9 protein-coding genes are annotated in these 21,324 nt (G+C 68.0%); 4 read left to right on the top strand and 5 right to left on the bottom strand.

Annotated features, from left to right (window positions below):
• From QH168_RS13495 to QH168_RS13480, 4 genes are all read right to left on the bottom strand, one after another.
• The coding region (locus QH168_RS13495) for a non-ribosomal peptide synthetase (protein WP_280234940.1) at nucleotides 1–4,644 on the bottom strand (4,644 nt) is incomplete at its 3' end.
• A 349-nt stretch (nucleotides 4,645–4,993) separates the two neighbouring features.
• Nucleotides 4,994–12,376 carry a non-ribosomal peptide synthetase gene (locus QH168_RS13490; protein WP_280234939.1) on the bottom strand — a complete coding sequence of 2,461 codons (7,383 nt, stop codon included), beginning with the start codon at nucleotides 12,374–12,376 and terminating at the stop codon, nucleotides 4,994–4,996.
• 216 nt (nucleotides 12,377–12,592) lie between these two features.
• The gene (locus QH168_RS13485) at nucleotides 12,593–13,576 is read right to left on the bottom strand and encodes a LuxR C-terminal-related transcriptional regulator (RefSeq protein WP_280234938.1); all 984 of its coding nucleotides are present in this window, start codon (nucleotides 13,574–13,576) and stop codon (nucleotides 12,593–12,595) included.
• 87 nt (nucleotides 13,577–13,663) lie between these two features.
• Nucleotides 13,664–14,536, bottom strand: coding sequence for a M23 family metallopeptidase (locus tag QH168_RS13480; protein WP_280234937.1), 873 nt, complete (start codon nucleotides 14,534–14,536; stop codon nucleotides 13,664–13,666).
• Nucleotides 14,537–14,765: 229 nt separating this feature from the next.
• Here QH168_RS13480 and QH168_RS13475 point away from each other — a divergent pair, with 229 nt between their 5' ends.
• Nucleotides 14,766–15,809: a nitronate monooxygenase gene (locus QH168_RS13475; RefSeq protein ID WP_280234936.1), complete on the top strand. Its 1,044-nt coding sequence runs from the start codon at nucleotides 14,766–14,768 to the stop codon at nucleotides 15,807–15,809.
• 58 nt (nucleotides 15,810–15,867) lie between these two features.
• Nucleotides 15,868–16,260 carry an SCO5389 family protein gene (locus QH168_RS13470; protein ID WP_280234935.1) on the top strand — a complete coding sequence of 131 codons (393 nt, stop codon included), beginning with the start codon at nucleotides 15,868–15,870 and terminating at the stop codon, nucleotides 16,258–16,260.
• Between the two features lie 58 nt (nucleotides 16,261–16,318).
• Here the strand turns inward: QH168_RS13470 and QH168_RS13465 are convergent, their stop codons facing one another.
• Nucleotides 16,319–17,965: a long-chain fatty acid--CoA ligase gene (locus tag QH168_RS13465; protein WP_280234934.1), complete on the bottom strand. Its 1,647-nt coding sequence runs from the start codon at nucleotides 17,963–17,965 to the stop codon at nucleotides 16,319–16,321.
• A 459-nt stretch (nucleotides 17,966–18,424) separates the two neighbouring features.
• On the opposite strand from QH168_RS13465, the gene QH168_RS13460 reads away from it, so the two are divergent.
• Both QH168_RS13460 and QH168_RS13455 read left to right on the top strand, forming a co-directional pair.
• The gene (locus QH168_RS13460) at nucleotides 18,425–19,567 is read left to right on the top strand and encodes an acyl-CoA dehydrogenase family protein (protein ID WP_280234933.1); all 1,143 of its coding nucleotides are present in this window, start codon (nucleotides 18,425–18,427) and stop codon (nucleotides 19,565–19,567) included.
• Between the two features lie 74 nt (nucleotides 19,568–19,641).
• Entirely contained in the window at nucleotides 19,642–21,114 is a 1,473-nt protein-coding gene (locus tag QH168_RS13455; protein ID WP_280234932.1) for a flavin-containing monooxygenase, read from the top strand.
• Nucleotides 21,115–21,324 lie beyond the last annotated feature (210 nt).

Here is a 21,324-nt window from a genome sequence, read left to right as displayed (position 1 = left end):
ACCGTGACCAGGCGCGGGCACCACATAAGCCACCAACTGATCACCCAGCGACGTCGACACCACCAACGCCACCGCCTGACTCACCGACGACTGCGCCAACAACGCCGTCTCGATCTCCCCCAACTCGATCCGCTGACCACGAAACTTCACCTGGAAATCGGTACGACCCAGATAGTCGAGCACAGCATCCTCGGCGGGACCGCGCCATACCACCAGGTCACCGGTCCGGTACATGCGTTCGCCGGTACCGAACGGATTGGCCACGAACCGGTCAGCCGTCAGATCCGGCCGCCGCACATAACCACGCGCCAACTGATCACCGGCCAGATACAACTCACCGGGCACACCCGCGGGCACCGGACGCAGCCGCGCATCCAATACGTAGACCCGAGTGTTCCACTGCGGCAGCCCGATCGGCACCGATCGCTGATCGTCGGGGCCCGCCTGCCAGTAGGTCACCGAGACGGCGGCCTCGGTGGGGCCGTACAGGTTGTGCACGGCGGCATCGGTCACGGCGCCGACGGCCGCCACGGTTTCCGGCGGCAATGCCTCACCGATGACGAACAGATGCGCGAGGCTCGGGCAGGAAGCGGGCGCGGTATGCGCGGCGAACACCGTCAGCATCGACGGCACGAAATCGGTCACCGTCACCCGCTGCGCCGCAATGGTTTCCGCGACATAGGCCGGATCACGATGCCCGTCCGGCGTCGCGATGACGAGCTTCGCACCGGCGCGCAACGGCAGGAAGAAGCCCCACAGTGACACGTCGAACGTGGTCGCGGTCTTTTGCAGGTACACATCGTCGGGACCGAGTGGATACTCGGTGAGCATCCACTCGATCTGATTGTTGATGGCGGCATGCGGCACCGCCACCCCCTTCGGGCGCCCGGTGGAGCCGGAGGTGAAGATCACGTAGGCGGGATGCTCCGGGCGCACCGGGCGCAGCAACTCCGTCGACCGGATCGGTGTCGCGTCGTAGCGCTCCAGGTCGACGGCATCGATGCGCAGCACCGGCGTTCCGGCGGGCACCTCGACGGCGTCACGGGTGGTCGTGACGACCACGACCGGCCGAGCCGTGTCCAGGATGTGCGCGATCCGCTCGGCCGGATGATCGGGATCCAATGGCACATACGCACCACCGGCGGCCACAATGGCATACATCCCGACCACCAGATCCAGCGAACGCCGCACCGCCAGACCGACCAGCGACTCCGCACCCACACCCTGCGACATCAGCAACCGAGCCAACTTATTGACCCGCTCATCGAATTCGCGGTAGGTCAGCTCACTTCCCTCGTACACCAGCGCCACCGCATCGGCGTGCGCGGCGACGGCGTGCCGGTAGCCGTCCAGCAGCAGTTCGGGGGGGAGCGGATTGCGGGTGTCGTTCCACTCGTGCAGGATCCGGTCGCGCTCGACCATCGACAGCAGGTCGATATCACCGACCGTCCGGCCGGGATCATCGGCCACCGCACGCAAGGTGCGACGCAACCGGGCCGCGAACTCGGCCACCGATGCCTCGTCGAACAGATCGGTGGCATAGGTGAACATGGCCGACAGGCCACCACCGGCCATCGGGGTGACAGTCAGCTGGAGATCGAATTTCGCTACCGCACCGTCGAATTCGACAGCGGCCGCGGTGAGACCGGGCAGTTCCAGCGTGGGCGCGGTCATGTTCTGGAAGAACAGCGCCACTTGGAACAGCGGATGATGCGCCTGCGAACGCACCGGGTCCAGTGCGTCGACCAGCCGCTCGAAGGGCAGTTCGGTATGCGCGAACGCCGCGAGATCGGTGTCCTTCACTCCGGCGAGCAGTTCGGTGAAGCTCGCGTGCGGATCGACCCCGGTTCGCAACACCAGCGTGTTGACGAACATGCCGATCAGCCCGTCCAATTCGCGTTCACCGCGACCGGCCACCGGCGTGCCGATGGTGATATCGGCCGACCCGGACAACCGCGAGAGCAGCGCCGCGAAACCGGCGTGCACCACCATGAACAGCGAGGCGCCCGCATCCTGCGCGATCCGGTCGAGGCGGGTCGCGGTGGCGGCGTCGATCGCGAATGTCAGCGTGCCGCCACGCCCGGAGGACCGCGTGGGGCGCGGCCGATCGGCGGGCAGATCGATACGGTCGGGAATCCCGTCGAGAGCCGCGCGCCAGAACGAAAGCTGCTGGGCGGCGAGTGATTCGGGATCGCTGTCGTCTCCGAGCAGATCACGCTGCCACAGGGTGTAATCGGCGTATTGCACCGGCAGCGGCGTCCACTGGGGCGCCGCGCCCTCGATCCGCGCCAGATAGGCCGTCACCAGATCGGTGGCCAGCGGCGCCATCGACGCGCCGTCGGCGGCGATGTGATGCACCACGACGGCGAGCACATGATCGTCCGGGCCCAACTGTGCCACCGCGATCCGCAACGGCACCTCGGCCGCCACATCGAACCCGGCCAACGCCCGTTCGGCCAACCATTCCGGCAGCCGAGACGAGGACATGGGCTCGACCGTGAGTTCGGACAGCACCTGTTCGGCGGGCAGGATCACCTGATGCCCGGCACCGTCGGTCGCCGGATACACCGTGCGCAGGCTCTCGTGCCGGTCGAGCACATCGCCGATGGCGGCGCGCAGCGCGGCGAGGTCGAGAGCACCGGTCAGCCGCAGCGCGAAGGGAATATTGTTCGCCGCGGACGCGGTATCGAACTGATTCAGGAACCACATCCGCTGCTGGGCGGGTGAGAGCGGTATGTGCTGCGGCCGGTCCATGGGGGCGAGCGCGCGGCGACCACCGGTTCCGCCCGCGACGTCCAATCGCTCGGCCAGCGCCGCAACGGTCGGGGATTCGAAGATCACACGCGCTGCGATCTTGGCGTCGGCGGCGGCGCCGAGCCGGGCGGCGACCTGGGTGGCGATCAGCGAATTGCCACCGAGTTCGAAGAAATCGTCATCGGCACCGATCGGCGCCTCGGCACCGAGCAGTTCGGCGAAGACCTCGGCGACCAGCAGTTCGGCCCAGCCGGACGGCTCCCGGAATTGTCTGCCCTGTACCCGCGGCGTCGGCAGTGCGCGCCGATCGAGTTTGCCGACCGGGGTCAACGGGATCTCGTCGAGCACCGTGACCGAGGTCGGCACCATATGGGATGGCAGGCTCGAGCTCGCGAAATCCAGTAGCGCATCGGTATCGACGGTCGCGCCGTCGGCGGCGTGCACGAAGGCCGCGAGGATCGTCGAACCGCTGTCGAGCCGATGCCCGACCGTCACCGCGAAATCGACCGACTCGTATCTGCCGAGGACCGCGTCGATCTCACCGAGTTCGATCCGGAAGCCACGGATCTTCACCTGGAAATCATTGCGGCCCAGGTATTCCAGATCACCGTCCGAGAGGCCGCCGCTGCGCACCGAATCGTTGTTGTCCGATGCGGACATCCAGCGCACCAGGTCGCCGGTGCGATACAGCCGAGAACCATTGTCACCGAACGGATTCGCGACGAAGCGCTGTGCGGTGAGGCCGGGCCGCTCATGGTAGCCGCGCGCCAGCTGCGCACCAGTGATGTAGAGCTCGCCCGCCACCCCGGTCGGCACCGGGGTGAGGCGCTCGTCGAGCACGTATTCGGTGATCGCCCGGATGGGGCCGCCGATGGTGACCGTATCCTCGCGGCTCAGTGGCGCACTGATATTGGTCATGATGGTGGTCTCGGTGGGACCGTAACCGTTGAAGAATTCTCTGGTGCCGTCTGCGACCGGCCGCACCCAGCGCCGCACCAGATCCGGTGGGCACGCCTCACCACCGGCCACCACGACCCGCAGCTGGTCCAGCCCGGCCGGATCCACCGAGGCCAGCGCGGCCGGGGTGATGAACGCATGCGTCACACCCTCGCGGCGAAGCAGATCCGCCAGCTCGTCGCCGCCGTACACCGTCGGCGCCGCCACCACCATGGTCGCCGAACCGCCCAGTGCGAGCAGCAGCTCCAGCACCGACGCGTCGAACGACGGCGAGGCGAAATGCAGTGTGCGCGAGCCGGTGTGCACCCGATAGCGCTCACGCTGCTCATCGCAGAAGCTCGACAGACCGGCCTGGGTGACCACGACGCCCTTGGGCAGCCCGGTCGACCCGGACGTATAGATCACGTACGCGGGGTGTTCGGCCCGCAGCTGACGCACGCGGTCGGCGAAGGTGATCGGTTCCGCCGAGTACTGATCACGCAGCCTGGCAGCGGCATCGTCATCGATGACCAGCCAATCGATATGTCCCGGTAGCGTTTCCGCGACAGCACCGACGGTCAGGCCGACCGTGACGCCGGAATCCTTGACCATGTGCTGAACGCGTTCGGCGGGATAGTTCGGATCGATGGGCACGAATCCGGCGCCGGACTTCGCCACGGCCCATACCGCGACCACCGATTCGATGGAGCGGGGTATGCCGACGGCGACCAGATCCTCCGGCCCCACACCACGGTCGATCAGCAAACGCGCCAGCCTGGTGGACATTTCGTCCAGTTCGGCATAGCTGAGCTGTCCGCGCGTGGCGACGGCATCGGCGAGAACGACGGCGCGACCGCCCGGATTCGCCTCGACAGCGGCCGCCATCAGTTGTGGAAGCGTGGTTACCCTCGGCCGCCTGGTACGGGTCGGCCGTACACGAGCGGGACGAGTCATCGGCTGTAGCTCCTGCGATGCCTTTCGACACCGATCACCGAGGACCGCCGCTCATGAGTCAGTCGTCTTCCGACTGCGCGATTCATGAAAGTCTGCCCACCTAGCTATCGAACACGTCTTCGCCAGGGTTCCAGCGCCTCCACCGGTTCGCCAAACCGATGCAGTGTGGCACTTATCACAAGCCTTGCCCACCTGCATCGACCCGAGTTATCGGGGCAAGAATTCATGGGGCATTCACTGAGCGAAACGCCTGTTGGTCACTTGACCAGCCTGTTTCGGGCTCATGCGATGCGCCATCGGCGCGACCGGCAGGCGCGTCGGAACCCGCCTGCCGGTCGCCGTGGACCACTCAGTCGCGATACAGCGTCGGCAGCGCCAGCACTGTCTCGACACCCGACCAGGCCGCCGGGGCCGCGCCGTCACCATCGATCACCACGGCCCGCAGATCCTCCAGCGTCGCCGGGTCGATGACGTCCAGACCCGCACGATCGGTCAGCACATGGGTGACCCATTCGTCGGCCAGCTCATCGGTGAGCCCGCCCGCACCGGGCACCAGCACCACCGAGGCACCGACCGAACCGGCCGCGACCGCCTCGAGCACAGCGGCGAACGAACCGGAATCACCGTGGTGGAACAACCGTGATTCGAAGGTCAGCTCGGCCGCCGCAACGAACCGGGCAGCCGCGGCGGCGAGGTCGTCGTAGCTCACCGACACCGCACCGGCGTAGGCCAGATCGGAACCGCGCAGGGCCCGGGTGCGATGGGCGTAGGTGACCGGACGCGGTGATTCAGCGGCGATTTCGGCACCCACCGAGGGATCGTCGAGGACGAGCCAATCGACACCGGCGACGGCCTGCGCGCCGCCCGCGGCGATACCGACCTTCACATCGAGCCCCGCCGCCGTCGCCGCGCCGATCGCCTCGAACGGCACCACCGCGGCGCCCGCCTTGAGCACCGCCCACGCCGCGACCACCGCATCCACACCGCGATCCAGCCGTACCGCCACACCGGCGCCCGGACCGCTGCCGCGGGTGATGAGCACCCGCGCCAGCCGCGATGATCTGGCGTCGAGGTCCTGGTAGGTGAACACCTCCGAGCCGGAGACGACCGCTGGGCCGTCGGGGTCGTCCTCGACGGTGGCCGCCAGGGTCTGGCTCAGCGCGGTCCCCGCGGTCGCGACGACCTCGGTCGGCACCGGCTTGGCCACCGGCGCGGCCGTCATCCGCTCGCGCTCGGCCGCGTCGAGGATGTCGATATCGCCGATCCTGATCTGCGGATCGGCGGCCACCGCGGTGAGGATGCGCTCGAAGCGGCGGCCGAAGGCCTGCGCGGTCGACTCGTCGAACAGATCGGTCGCGTAGGTCAGGACCGTGATCAGCTCGGCCGGTGACCCGTCGGCCGCATGCCGTGGATCCACATTGACCTGGAGATCGAACTTCGCGGCGATAGCGCCCGCGTCCAGCGCGGACACCGTCAGACCGGGCAGCTCCAGGCTCGGCTGCTCGTTGTTCTGGAACGAGAGCACCGTGCCGAACAGCGGATTGTGCGCGGTCGCACGACCGGGCGCGACGACTTCGGCGACCCGCTCGAACGGGATGTCGGAGTTGGCGAAGGCCGCCAGATCGGTTTCCCTGGCCCGGTCGACCAGTTCGCCGAAGGTGCCCGACGCCTCGACCCGAGTGCGCAGGGCCAACGTATTGACGAACATGCCGACCAGATCGTCGAGCGCGCGTTCGCCGCGGCCCGCGATGGGAGTACCGACGGCCACGTCCGGGTCGCCGGACAGCCGCGACAGCAAGACCGCGAGAGCGGCGTGCACCACCATGAACAGCGTCGAATTGTGCTCACGTGCGAGCCGGGTCAGCGCCTCGTGCACCTCGGCCGAGACGGCGAATCCGGTCGACGCGCCACGCATGGACGGGATCGCCGGACGCGGACGGTCCAGCGGCAGTTCCAGTTCACCGCTCAAACCGTCGAGCTGATCGCGCCAGTACGCCAACTGCCGTGCGGCAATGGAGTTCTCGTCGGAGTCGGTGCCGATGACGGCGCGCTGCCAGATCGCAAAGTCCGCGTACTGCACCTCCAGCGGCGACCAGCGCGGCGAATTGCCGCCGATGCGCGCCAGGTAGGCGGTCATCAGATCGCGGGCCAGCGGCGCCATGGACGCACCATCGGCGGCGATATGGTGCACCACCATCGCCAGCAGATGCTCGTCGGCGCCGTTGCCGAGCAGCAGCGCGCGCACCGGAACCTGTTCGGTGACATCGAATCCGGTGGACATCAGCTCGGTGATCCGGCTGATCGGATCGGCCGTGACGACCGTCTCCAGCCCGCCGGGCATGGCCGCGCTCACCGTCAGGATCTCCTGATAGGCCACCTCGTCCGGACCGGCGGCCGCCGGATAGCGGGTGCGCAGAGTCTCGTGCCGTTCCAGCACATCGGCCACCGCATTGCGCAGGGCGGGCACATCGAGCGCGCCGGAGAGCCGGATGGCCAGCGGAATGTTGTAGGCGGGTGAGGCCGGATCGAACTGGTTGAGCACCCACATCCGCTGCTGCGCCAACGACAGCGGCGCCCGGTCGGTGCGCTCGGCCCGCTCCAGCGGCGGCCGTGCGGTGGTACCGCCGCCGACGCCCGGTTCCGCCTTCGCGGCGAGTTCGGCGACGGTCGGCGCCTCGAACAGTTCACGCACCGCGAGATCGGTATCGAGCGCCTCGTTGATCCGCGCGACCGCGCGGGTGGCCAGCAGCGAGTTACCGCCGAGGCTGAAGAAATCATCGTCGAGACCGACCTCGCCGACGCCGAGCAGTCCGGCGAACACCTCCGCCACGGCCTGCTCCACCGGTGAACCCGGCGCACGGAAGGTCGCGCCGGAGACGAACTCCGGTGCGGGCAGTGCCCGGCGATCGAGTTTGCCGTTGGGGGTCAGTGGCAGCGCGTCGAGCACCACGATGGCATCGGGAACCATATAACCGGTGAGGAATTCGCCGACCTCGGTGCGCAACGCCACCGGATCGAGTTCGGTACCGGGCGCACGATCGGCGGCGGGCACCACATAGCCGATCAGCCGGTCGCCGGTGTGCTCATCGGAGCGGACCAGCGCGACGGTCTGGCCGACGCCCGCGCATCCCAGCAGCGCCGCCTCGATCTCACCGAGTTCGATGCGGAAGCCGCGCAGCTGCACCTGCTGATCGCTACGGCCCGCATATTCGAGATTGGCGCGGCCGCCGAAACCGACCCAGCGGCCGATATCGCCGGTGCGATACATCCGCGATCCCGGCGCGCCGAACGGGTTGGCCACGAACCTGGTCGCCGCGAGCCCCGGCCGGCCGAGGTAGCCGCGCGAGAGCTGCGCGCCCGCGACGTAGATCTCCCCCGCGACGCCGACCGGCGCCGGATGCAGGCGGTCGTCGAGCACGAAGGCGTCCAGACCGGGCAGGGCCCGTCCGATAACGCTGGCCGGGTTGTCCACCAGCCGCTCGTCGACGGACAGGAACGACACATGCACCGTCGTCTCGGTGATGCCGTACATGTTCACCAGCCACGGCGAACTGTTCTCCGCGGCATCGGGCCCACCGTGACGCTCGTACCAGCGCCGCAGCTGACGCAGATCCAGCGCCTCACCACCGAAGACCACATAGCGCAGCGCGAACTTGCCCTCGTCGTCGGGATGGACGGCGCGATCGGCCTCGGCGAGCTGATAGAACGCCGACGGCGTCTGGTTCAGCACCGTCACCTGTTCGCGGATCAGCAACTCGCGGAACTGTTCCGGTGAGCGCGAGGTGAGGTAATCGACCACCACGACCGCGCCGCCGTTGGCCAGCGCGCACCACAGCTCCCACACCGAGAAGTCGAAGGCGTAGGAGTGGAACAGCGTCCACACATCGGATTCGTCGAATTCGAACTCCGACTGGGTATTGGCGAACAGCTCCACCACATTGCGGTGCGCGACGCCGACACCCTTGGGCACACCGGTGGAGCCGGAGGTGTAGATGACATAGGCCAGATTGTCCGGCCGCAGCGGTGCGATCCGATCGGCATCGGTGACGGTATCGGCGGAGAAGGGCGCGGTGTCCTCGACCAGCACCACCGGAATGTCACCGGCCGGAACCGCATCGAGTTCGGTGGCGGTGGTCAGGATGCAGGTCGGCTTCGCGTCATCGAGCATGAACTCGAGTCGCTGCGCCGGATAGGTGGTGTCGATGGGCAGATAACCCGCGCCCGCGGTGAGCACACCCAGCAGTGCGACCGGCAGTTCCTCGGTGCGCGGTAGTGCCACGGCGACAAGCGTTTCCGGGCCCGCGCCCTGCGCGATGAGCGCGCGCGCCACCCGATTGGCACGGCGCTGCAATTCGCCGAAGCCGAGGGTGGTGCCATTGAACCGGATGGCGTCGGCGTCCGGGCGCCTGCGTGCCTGCGCCTGGATGAGATCGACCAGCGTCACCTCGGGTATCGAGACGCCCGCGGTGTTCCATTCACGCAACACCAGTTCGCGTTCGCCCGGCGCCAGCACATCCACATCGCCGACCACGGTGCTCGAATCTGCGGCGGCAGCGCGCAGGATGCGGTCGAAACGATCGGCGAAATCCTGCACGGTGGCGCCGTCGAACAGATCGGTGGCATAGGTGAACGCGGCCGATATGCCCTGCGGCGCACCGTGCCGGTCGATGTTCTCCGCCAGCGCCAGCTGGAGATCGAATTTGGCCAGCGGCACCGCCAGATCCACTCCGGCGACCTTCAGACCGGGCAGTTCCAGTTCGGTCTGCGCGAGATTCTGGAAGGTCAGCATCACCTGGAACAGCGGATGCCGTGCGGCCGAACGCACCGGATCGAGCAGTTCGACCAACCGCTCGAACGGCACATCGGCATGACCGAACGCCTCGACGTCGGTGCGGCGCACCGAGGCGAGCAGCTCGTCGAAGGTCGCGCCGGGATCGACCTCACTGCGCAGCACGAGGGTATTGACGAACATACCGATCAGATCGTCGAGCGCGGCCTCACCGCGACCGGCGACAGGCGTGCCGATCGCGATATCCCGGGTGCCGGACAACCGGGCCAGCAATGCCGCCAACGCGGCGTGCACAACCATGAACAGGGTCGAATTGTGCTGCTGGGCAAGACGGGTCAGCGCCGCGTGCACCTCGGCGTCGATCTCGAAGGCCAATGTGGCGCCGCGGTTGGACGCCGCCGCCGGGCGCGGCCGGTCCGCGGGCAGATCCAGCTGTTCGGGCAGGGCCGCGAGTTCGTCGCGCCAGTAGGCGATCTGCTGGGCCAGCACCGACTCCGGGTCGTCCTCGGCGCCGAGGATCTCGCGCTGCCAGATCGCGAAATCGGCGTACTGCACCAGCAACGGCGGCCATTCCGGCGCACCGCCGTGGGTGCGATCCACATAGGCCGCCATCAGATCGCGGGTCAGCGGCCCCATCGAGAAACCGTCACCGGCGATGTGGTGAATGACGCAGATCAACACATGTTCGGTCTCGCCGAGCACCAGCAGCCGCAGCCGCACCGGCGGTGCGGCGGTGACATCGAATCCGGCGGTCACCGCGGCCGCCACCAACTCGGGCACCTGTGATTCGGTCGCGGGCTCGACCGTCAGCGGCGGCACCGCATGCGGATCACCGATCGGCAGCACCAGCTGGTAGCCCTCGCCGTCGACCTCCGGATAGCGGGTGCGCAGCACCTCGTGCCGTTCGGTCAGATCGCGCACCGCGGCACGCAACGCATCCACGTCGAGGCGACCGGACAGGCGCACGGCGACCGGGATGTTGTTGACCGCGCTGTCGGGGTCGAAGCGGTTGAGGAACCACATCCGCTGCTGGGCGTAGGACAGCGGAATCCGTTCCGGGCGGTCCGCGGCGGTCAGCGCGCGACCGGCCGCCGAACCCGAATGCTGTTCCACTCGTGCGGCCAGCGCGGCGACGGTGGTCGCCTCGAACAGCAGCTGCACCGGCACCCGCACATCGAGCGCCGAACCGATCCTGGCGGCGGCCTGCGCGGCCAGTAGCGAGTTGCCACCGAGTTCGAAGAAATCGTCGTCCGCACCGACCCGCTCGTCCTCGCCCGCCACCAGCAGCGCCGCGAAGACATCGGCGACGATCTCCTCCACCGGCGTCGACGGTGCGCGGAAGGTCCGCGCGGCGAAGACCGGTTCGGGCAGCGCGGCCCGGTCGAGCTTGCCGACCGGGGTCAGCGGAATCTCGTCGAGCACCATGATGGCGGCCGGAATCATGTATCCGGGCAGCGATTCACCGATGAAGTCGGCCAGTTCGCCGGTCTCGACGGTGGTTCCGGCGCGCGGCAGCACATACGACACCAGCGCCGTCGCGCCCGAGGGCAGTGTCTTACCGAGCGTGGCCGCGTAATCGATATCGGGATGGGCGGTGAGCGCGTTGTCGATCTCGCCCAGCTCGATACGGAATCCACGAATCTTGACCTGGAAATCGGAGCGGCCGAGATATTCGATGACACCGCCGTCGGGACCACCGGTTTCGCTGCGGCGCACCAGATCACCCGTGCGGTACAGCCGGGCGCCGGGATTGCCGGTATCGGCGCCGAAAGGACTGGCGACGAATCGCTCGGCGGTCAACCCCGGACGACCGAGGTATCCCTGTGCCAGCGCCGGACCGGCCAGGTACAGCTCGCCGATCACTCCCGCGGGCACCGGCCGCAGCCGCGAATCCAGGACGAACGCACCGACACCCGGGATGGCCGAACCGATGGTGATCGGATCGTCGACGGTCATCGGCGCGGTGCTGGTGGCCAGGATGGTGGCCTCGGTGGGGCCGTAACCGTTATAGAAGTCCTGCCCCTCGGCCCAGCGCCCCACCAGCTCGGGCCCGAACTTGTCGCCCGCGACCACGACCACCTCGAGGTCGTCGAGCCCGGCGGGATCGACCGATTCCAGTGCGCCCGGCGTGATCAGCATGTGCGTGACCTGCTCACGACGCAGCAGATCCGACAGCTCGAAACCGCCGAACACCGTCGGCGGCGCGATCACCAGCGTCGCCCCCGAGGTGAAGGCGAGCAGCAGCTCCAGCACCGACACATCGAAGTTCGGTGAGCAGACGTGCAGCACCCGCGAGTCCTCGGTCACCCCGTAGTGCTCGCGTTCGGCGGTGACCAGGCCCGCGAGGCCGGTGTGGGTGACCACGACGCCCTTGGGCCGACCGGTCGAACCGGAGGTGTAGATGACATAGGCCGGATGCCGTTCGTCCAGCGGACGCACCCGGTCGGCGTAGGAGATCGGATGGCTCGGCCGCTTCGCGATCCGCTCCGACAGCACCGGATCGTCGAGCACCACCCAGTACACACCGATGCCGAGCACCGGACGATGCGCCATGGTGGTCAGCCCGATGACGGCCCCGGAATCGGAGACGATGTGGTTGATGCGGTCGGCCGGATAACCGGGATCGACGGGCACATAGGCGGCGCCGGTCTTGGCGACGGCCCACACCGCGAGCACCGATTCCAGGCTGCGGGCGATACCGATCGCCACCACATCGCCCGGTCCGACACCGCGATCGATCAGTTCCCGCGCGACCTGCGAGGACGCCTGATCCAACTCCTGATAGGTGAGGGTGCGCTCATCGGCGGGTGCACCCGTCGGGTTGAAGCGGATCGCGACCGAGGTCGCCGCGGACTCCACCGCCGCGGTGAGCAGCTGGCCGAACAGCGGGCTGCCCGAGCGGCGGCGACGGCTACCACGAGCGGAGCGGCGGGCAGTTTCCATTCGAGTGCATTCACCTCTCGCGTCGAGCCGGAACCCGGCCCTGCCCCATGTCCAGGGCGTCGTCCGCCCGGGCCGGCGCGGTCCGGGCCATCATATAAGGGCGCGAGGTTGCGCCCGGTGCACGCAACCCATCGCCACGCCCGCTGTACGGGTTGCAGCCGTTATATCGGGGCGACGGGCCCGATGTTGCAGAACTACCCGTTCTGATGGGCCTTGTCACAGCCAGCCGCGGCGGATCGCCTGCACACCGGCCTGGAACCGGGTGCTGGCGCCGAGCCGCTCCAGCAGCCGCGCGGTCCGGCGCACGACGGTGCGCCGTGACATGCCGAGCCTGCGCGCGATGGTGTCGTCGGTGGCGCCGAGGCCCATCAACGTCAGGATGGCGCGATCGCGCTCGTCGAGGTCGGTCACGGCCGGATGCACCGAGATCGGCGCGGCCAGCGACCACAGCACATCGAAGGTCTTCACCAGCAGCTCGAGCCCCGGTGACCGGGTGATGCGCAGCCCCATCGGGTCCGAGCGGCGTTCGTCGGCGTGCAGCACCAGGCTGGCGCGTTCGTCATCGGCCACGATCAGTTTGAACGGCGGATCGGGCAGGGTGCGTGCGCTGGCACCGCGGGCATTGGTGGCCAGCGCGTGCCGCAGCCGCTCACCGTCCTGATAGATGGTGTCCTGGTAGAGGGTGCGATAGCGGATGCCATCACCGATGCGGGACTGTTTGAGTTCGAACAGCCGCCGCTCGCGTTCCACATCGCTGAGGAACGGGCCGCGTTCGATCACCTTCACCGTTTGCCGCGCGCCGACCTGCAATTCCTCGAAGTCGGCCAGCATCTCGAGCCGCTCGTACACCGGAACCACCGCACCGCTGCCGCGCGGTGAGCGGCGTACGGAGCGGAAGGTCTGGCTCAGCCGCGCGGCGGCCGCGTGCATGGTGGCGATTTCGTGTTGACGGCGCCTGGCCTCGGCTTCGGACAGCGCTTCGGGTGCGTGCGCGTCCCATACCGGGGTGCCGTCGGAATCGGTGAGCCGGACCGCGGCCTGTACATCACAGAGCCGGTCCAGCGCTTTACGCGCCTGTGCCTCGGATACGTCGAGGTGGTCGGCGATATCGGGGAGCCGGGTCCGGGGGTGGTGGACCAGCAGGGCGTACAACCGGCCGTGCAGCGATCCGGGCTCGAATATGTCGGCGAGTTCGGTCATCGGCCACACCTGGTGGTCTGCCGATGGTCCCGAGATCCGGGCGAGCGCCAATGTCTCAATTGTCCAGGAGATGTGGTCGCGGCCGGATCAGTGCGACGACGGGCCCCATTCCATGGGCACACCCTTGGAGGCCAGGTAAGGAATCGGGTCGATCTTGGCGCCGCCCTGATCCCAGATCTCCAGGTGCAGATGCGGTCCGGTGGACTGGCCGCGGTTGCCGACGGTGGCGATGACGTCACCGGCGTTCACCCGCTGACCGGCCTGTACGAACATATCGTTCACGTGGCCGTATACGGCGGTGGTTCCATCGTCCTGGAGGACGCGGACCCAGAGCCCGAAGCCCGAAGCCGGACCGGCCTCGACCACGGTTCCGCCGCTCACAGAATGGATGGGTGCGCCGAGCGCGTCGGCGAAGTCGATGCCGTAGTGCATCGCGCCCCAGCGGCTGCCGTAGGAGGAGCTGATCGCGCCCGCAACGGGGCGGACGGCGGGAGCCGGCGCCACCTGCTGTTGCAGATCCTTGAGCACCTGCTCGGCATGGGCCAGCGGGCCGGCGATCTCGGGCGGCAGACCGCCGAGGCCGAACGGGGCGGCGACCGGAGCGGCGGCGACGGGGGCGGCCGCCGGAGTGACAGCTTCCGCGATCGGCGCCGCGACGGCGGGAGCTTCGGCGGCGGTGGCCTTGGCGGCGGGTTCGGCGAAGGCGACCGGCGCGACATCGTGGTCGGCGTCGTTGTCGTTGTGCGAACCGGGCAGCAGCGGCGACGCGTAGGCAATGGCCGGCGCCACCTGGGCGGCGGTACCGATCAGCGCGCCCGCGGCGACGGCGGCGGTGGCCGCGGCCTTCACCCGCTCGACTCGACCGGCCTCGGCGCGGTGCCGCGTCGGACGACCCTCGACACCATCGCCGATGAGGCTGGAGACGGTAACGGAACTGGGGCCTACTCGGTGCTGCGGCAAAGCTTCGTCCTAGCGTCCGATGAACAATGGTCACGAATGCCGATCCCGGTGCCGACCGTTTGGTAACGATCCGCCGGAACCGAGCGAAATAACGTTTCGGCATCCGTCGTGACGGGAACTCTACCCCGTCGTGACCATTTCGCAACCTTCGGCGCCGTTTGGATCACGTCTGCGCAGATAATCGCAGGTCACGCTGTCATTACGTCGATAACGGGACGACACTCGAATCGTGATCATCGACGAAGTCAACGTTCCGATCGTGCTCGCACCCATGGCGGGCGGACCCTCCACTCCCGAACTCACTGCCGCGGTCGCCGAGGCGGGCGCCTTCGGCGTACTGGCCGCCGGCTATCTCACCGCCGCCGCCCTCGCCGAGCGCATCGCCGCCACCCGCGCGGCCACATCGGCGCCGTTCGGCGTGAATCTGTTCGTGCCCAGCGCACCGACCCCGCCCGCTGTGTTCAGCGGATACCTGGAGGAACTGCGCACCCGGTTCCCGGTGGGCGAACCGACATACGACACCGACGACTGGGACGCCAAGCTCGATCTGCTCACCGCCGATCCCGTCGCGGTCGTGACGTTCACCTTCGGCTGTCCGTCGGCGTCCGAGGTGCGCCGGCTGCACGAGGCGGGTTCGGAGGTCTGGGTGACGGTGACCTCGCCCGCCGAAGCCGCGATCGCCGTCACCGCGAGCGCCGACGTCCTCATCGCCCAGGGAGCGGAGGCGGGTGGACATCGAGCCACCTTCGTCGACCGGGTCGTCGACGACGGGGCCGACCCGCTCGGCCTGCTGACCCTGCTGCAACTGCTCACCGCGTCGACCGACCGCCCGATCGTGGCCGCGGGCGGTATCGCCACCGGCGCCGGTATCGCCGCAGTGCTTGCGGCCGGCGCCGCCGCAGCACAACTGGGCACCGCCTTCCTCGGCTGTCGGGAAGCGGGGACCAATCAGCTCCTGCGCGCTGCGATCGGCGGCGACACCCCGACCATGCTGACGCGTGCCTTCACCGGACGCCGGGCCCGCGGCCTGCGCAACCGATTCCTCACCGACCACACCGACGCTCCTGTCGCCTATCCGGAGATCCACTACGCCACAGGACCTTTGCGTGCGGCCGCCCGAACCTCCGGCGACGCCGACGCGGTGAATCTGTGGGCCGGACAAGCACATTCGCTGACCAGGCAACTACCGGCCGCAGCGCTGGTCGCCGAGCTGGCCGCGGAGGCGAAAACCGCGCTGGAATCGGCACTTTCACGACGAATCCAGTCTTGTTGACAACGACTGTCGTTTAGACTCGGGTGGCCGAACGCAGCGAACCGACAGGAGAGCGCTCATGTCCCTCGATGTCCCCACCGCACTGCTCGAACGCGCCGAACGAGGCGAGGTAGACGACGCCGAATTCGTCGAATGTGTCAAGAACTCCCTGCCCTACGCCTGGGAGGTGGTGAGCCGCGTGGCCGGTGAACTGCAATCCGGTACCGCCGAATTCGCCGACAACGAGGTTCCGCCGCCGGACGAGGTGGCCCGCGGTCAGCTGCTGCGCGCCCTGGCCTCCGACGCCATTCGCGGTGGGCTGGAACGGCATTTCGGCGTGAAGCTCGCCTTCCAGAACTGCCACCGGGTGGCGGCGTTCCCGTTATCCGCGGTCGGCGGAGATACCTACACGACCTTCATCGGGACGCGGGCCCAGCTGCTCAACCAGAGCCCGGAACTGCGTAACTGCTAGATGTCGACGCATCGGCCCCCGCTCCTGGACTCGGAGCGGGGGCCGATGCGTGTCCTGCTCAGGCGAGGGTGATCACCGTGAGGTCGCCGTCGGCGTACTGGGCGCGCAGGCGCTTCTTGTCGAACTTGCCGACACTGGTCTTGGGGACCTCGGCGATGAACGTCCAGCGTTCCGGCAGCTGCCATTTCGCGAACTTGGTCGCCAGGAACTCGCGCAGTTCCTCGGCCTGCTTCTCCGCCGCTTCCGCGCCCTCGGTGAGCACGATCGCCACCAGCGGACGCTCATCCCACTTCTCGTCCGGCACACCGATGACCGCGGCCTCGGCGACCGAGGCGTGGCCCATGACAGCGTTCTCCAGATCGACCGAGGAGATCCACTCACCGCCGGACTTGATGACATCCTTGGAGCGGTCGACCAGGGTCAGATAGCCGTTCGGGCTGATCTTGCCGACATCGCCGGTGCGCAACCAGCCGTCATCGAACTTGTCGGGATCGACCGGTGAACCGTCGGGCGAATAGTAGGAGCCGGTGATCCAGGGGCCGCGCACTTCGAGTTCGCCGAGGGATTCACCGTCATTGGGCACCACGCTGCCGTCATCGGCCACGAGGCGGGCCTGCACACCGGCCGGGAAACGGCCCTGGGTGATGCGGTAGGCCCATTCCTCCTCGCCCTCCACCCCGGCGGGCGGATGCGCGACGCTGCCCAGCGGCGAGGTCTCGGTCATGCCCCAGGCGTGCACCACCCGCACACCGTGCTGTTCCTGGAAGGCCCGCATCATCGACGGCGGGACCGCCGAACCACCAACGACCACCGAGCGCAGATGAGTGATGTCCTGCGGTGCCGCGGCCAGCCCGGCCAGGACGCCACCCCAGATGGTGGGTACGGCGGCGGCGAAGGTCGGCTTGACCGACGCCATCATCTCCAGCAGCGGACCCGGCTGGAGGAACCGGTCCGGCATCAGCAGATTCGCGCCCGCCATCAGCGCCGCGTACGGCAGACCCCAGGCATTGGCGTGGAACAGCGGCACGATCGCGAGGATGGTGTCGGTATTGAACAGCCCCATACCGTTCGGTGAGGCGACCTGGGTGGCGTGCAGCCAGTTCGAGCGGTGCGAGTAGACGACACCCTTGGGGTCGCCGGTGGTGCCGGAGGTGTAACACATCGCGGCGGCGGAGCGTTCGTCGATGACCGGGAAATCGAAGGTGTCCGACTGGGCGTCCAGCAGTTCCCGGTAGGAGTGCACCTGCACACCCTCGGGTGCGGTGAGCGTCGCGGCGTCACCATTGGCGACGATGACGTGGCGCACCGTCTTCAGCCGCGGCAGGTACTGGGCGAACATCGGGACCAGGGTGCCGTCCACGATGACGACCTGGTCCTCGGCGTGATCGGCCACGAACACCAGCTGATCCGGGAACAGCCGGATGTTGAGCGCGTGCAGTACCGCGCCCATCGCGGGGACCGCGACGTAGGCGACCAGATGCTCGTTGTTGTTCCACATGAACGTGCCGACCCGGTCGCCCTCGCCGATCCCGAGCCCGCGCAGCGCGTTCGCCAGCCGCGCCGAATCGGCGCCGACCTCGCGGTAGGTCATGGTGCGCACGCCGTCACCGGTCCAGGTGGACACGGTGGCATCACCGACGAACGTCGACGCGTAATTCAACAGCGTCGCCAGCGACAGCTGGTCGTCCTGCATGGTGCTCAACATCGAAAAGGACCCCTCACTCTCGGGCGAACGGCCACGCCCCGGCACCTCGACCAGGACATGAGCCACATCACATCGGGAGCCTACCCAAGAGTAGTCGGAGTGGGGTCGGGAACTTCGTGGCCGCGCGAACCGCTGCACCAGGGTTCCGGCCCCGGCGCGCCGACGGCACCCCCAGCATGCCGTCGGCACCGGATTCCCGTGACCGGGACCGTCACGTGTCTAGCGGGCGCGGCATGGTCGTGCCAACTCCCGTGACGAAAATAGACCCGACCGATACGTGCGCGGGGCCGCCATCGCGAGCGCCATGCCTATCTCGGCGTCGACGCCGACACCCTGAGCTGCGAATTCCCCGGAAGCCCCCGCCACACGGCTGACCCGGGGTTCACGTACATATGCACGCGCATAACGTGGGCGGCAACGGCACGAGCCGAGACGATGCGACCAGCGGGAGTTGACACCATGCCTGTGGACCGAATGCTGCCCACCGAGGAAGCCAGGGATCTGATCGAGCTGACCCGCGATCTCGCGGACAAGGTACTGCAACCGCGGGTCGTGGAATGCGAGAAGACCGAAACATTTCCCGACGGCGTCTTCCCTGCGCTCGGCGCGGCCGGTCTGCTGAGTCTGCCGTATCCGGAGGAATTCGGCGGTGGCGGCCAGCCCTACGAGGTGTATCTCCAGGTGCTCGAGGAACTCGGGGCGCGCTGGGCGGCGGTCGCGGTGGCGGTGAGCGTGCACGGTCTGTCCTGTTTTCCGCTGTTCACCTTCGGCACCGATGAGCAGAAGCAGCGCTGGCTGCCGACCATGCTCTCCGGTGAAACCATCGGCGCCTACAGCCTTTCCGAACCGCACGCCGGTTCCGACGCCGCGGCTCTGCGTTGCCGCGCCACCGCCGTCGACGACGGATACCGGATCAACGGCTCGAAGGCGTGGATCACCAACGGCGGCCGCGCCGATTTCTACACGCTGTTCGCCCGCACCGGCGAGGGTTCGCGCGGGGTCTCGTGCTTCCTGGTGCCCGACGACACCGACGGACTGAGCTTCGGCAAACCCGAGGAGAAGATGGGACTGCGCGCGGTCCCGACCACCACCGCGAGCTACGACGACGCCTTCGTACCCGCCGAACGGCTGATCGGCACCGAAGGTCAGGGCCTGACCATCGCGTTCAGCGCCCTGGACTCCGGCCGCCTCGGTATCGCCGCGGTGGCGACCGGCCTGGCCCAGCGCGCCCTCGACGACGCCGTCGCCTACGCCAAGGAACGGGAAGCGTTCGGCAAGCACATCATCGACCATCAGGGTCTCGGGTTCGTCCTCGCCGATATGGCCGCCGCCGTCGATTCGGCCCGCGCCACCTATCTCGACGCCGCCCGCCGCCGCGATGCCGGACTCCCCTATTCGCGCCAGGCCAGCGTGGCCAAGCTGGTGGCCACCGATGCCGCTATGAAGGTCACCACCGATGCGGTGCAGGTGCTCGGCGGCTACGGCTACACCCAGGATTTCCCGGTGGAGCGATACATGCGCGAGGCCAAGGTGATGCAGATCTTCGAGGGCACCAATCAGATCCAGCGGCTGGTGATCGCCCGGCAGCTCGCCGGTAAGTAGCGAGTGGCCGGAAATGTGGATTTATTGTCCGTCGATCTCTTCGGACCAGCCTGTTTCCGGCCTACTCTCGAATCATGACTTCGCCGTCGATCATCATCATCGGAGCCGGTTTCGGCGGGCTCGGTATGGCCTTGGAGCTGCGCCGCGCCGGGATCGGTGATTTCACCATCCTGGAGAAGGCCTCCGACCTCGGCGGTGTATGGCGGGAGAACACCTACCCCGGCGCCGCCTGCGATGTGCCCTCGCCGCTGTACTCCTGGTCCTTCGAACCGAAATCCGATTGGCCCCGGCGGTTTTCCGAGCAGGCCGATATCCACGCCTATATGCGCGGCGTCGCCGCCAAATACGGGCTGACCCGCCACATCCGATTCGGCGCCGAGGTCACCGACGCCGAATTCGACGAGACCACCGGGCAGTGGCAGCTCACCCTCGCCGACGGCTCGCGGCTCACCGCCGATGTGCTGATCCCCGCCGTCGGCCAACTCTCCCGCCCGGCCATGCCGAATATCGCGGGTATGGACACCTTCACCGGGCCCGCGTTCCACTCCGCCGAATGGGATCACGGCGTCGACCTGACCGGTCAGCGGGTGGCCTGCATCGGCACCGGCGCCAGCGCCATCCAGTACATTCCGCGAATCCAACCGCAGGTCGAGCAGCTGACGCTGTTCCAGCGCTCGGCGGCCTGGATCATCCCCAAACCCGATGTGGCCTACCGGCCGATTCACCACACCCTCTTCGAGCACCTGCCGCCGCTGCGGATGGCCGAACGCTTCCTCGCGTGGTCGTTCTTCGAACTGGTCGCACTGGCGATCACCGATGTGCCCGCGCTCAAGGGCCCGGTGGTGGCGATCGCCGACCGGCACCGGGCCAACCAGGTGCCCGATCCACAACTGCGCGCCAAGCTGACCCCCGATTACGCGGCGGGCTGTAAACGCGGTTTGCTGTCCAACGACTATTTCCCGGCGCTCACCGAACCGAACGTGCATGTGGAGACCACCGCCATCACCGAGATCACCCCGAAGGGCGTGCGGACCGCCGACGGCGTGGAGCACGAGGTCGATGTGATCATCTACGGCACCGGATTCAAGGGCACCGAATTCCTCGCGCCGATGAACATCTACGGCACCGGCGGCCGCAAACTCGCCGACGCCTGGGCCGATGAGGGCGCCCGCGCCTATCTCGGCGTCTCGGTTCCCGATTTCCCGAACCTGTTCATGATGTACGGCCCCAACACCAATGTCGGCTCCGGTTCCATCATCTACATGCTCGAGGCACAGGCCCGCTATATCCGCCAGATCATCGAATACCTCGGCGCCCATCCCGGCCGCAGCCTCGCCGTCCGCCCCGGCACCGAACAGGCCTGGGATGTCTGGCTCCAGCGCCGCCTGAAGGACACCCCCTGGAACTTCTGCTCCAGCTGGTACCGCAATGCCTCCGGCCGCATCACCAACAACTGGCCAGGCGCGACCCTGCTGTATCGCTGGAAGACCCGGCGTTTCGATCCAGCCGATTATCAGGAGTCCCGAGTTCCCGCGGGAAGCCGCTGACGGGGTCGGGGCCGGGCACGCGGCTATGAGCCGAAGGGCCGTGGGCACGCACCGAGGCGAGCGATTCGAGGCTCGGGCAGACGATGCCGGGGCATCGCTGAGCGGCCGATCGATCCGAGCCGGATCGGTTCGGCGATCATCGGTGGTGCGGCCAGCCGATCCGCGCGACTCGCTGCGGGCGAACATGCTCGTTCAATCGGCATACGCACC

The sequence above is a fragment of the Nocardia cyriacigeorgica genome, assembly GCF_029868385.1.
Taxonomy (GTDB): Bacteria; Actinomycetota; Actinomycetes; order Mycobacteriales; family Mycobacteriaceae; genus Nocardia; species Nocardia cyriacigeorgica_F.
The sequence above is the reverse complement of the archived record's forward strand: the minus strand, read 5'-3'. Positions and strand labels throughout refer to the sequence as shown.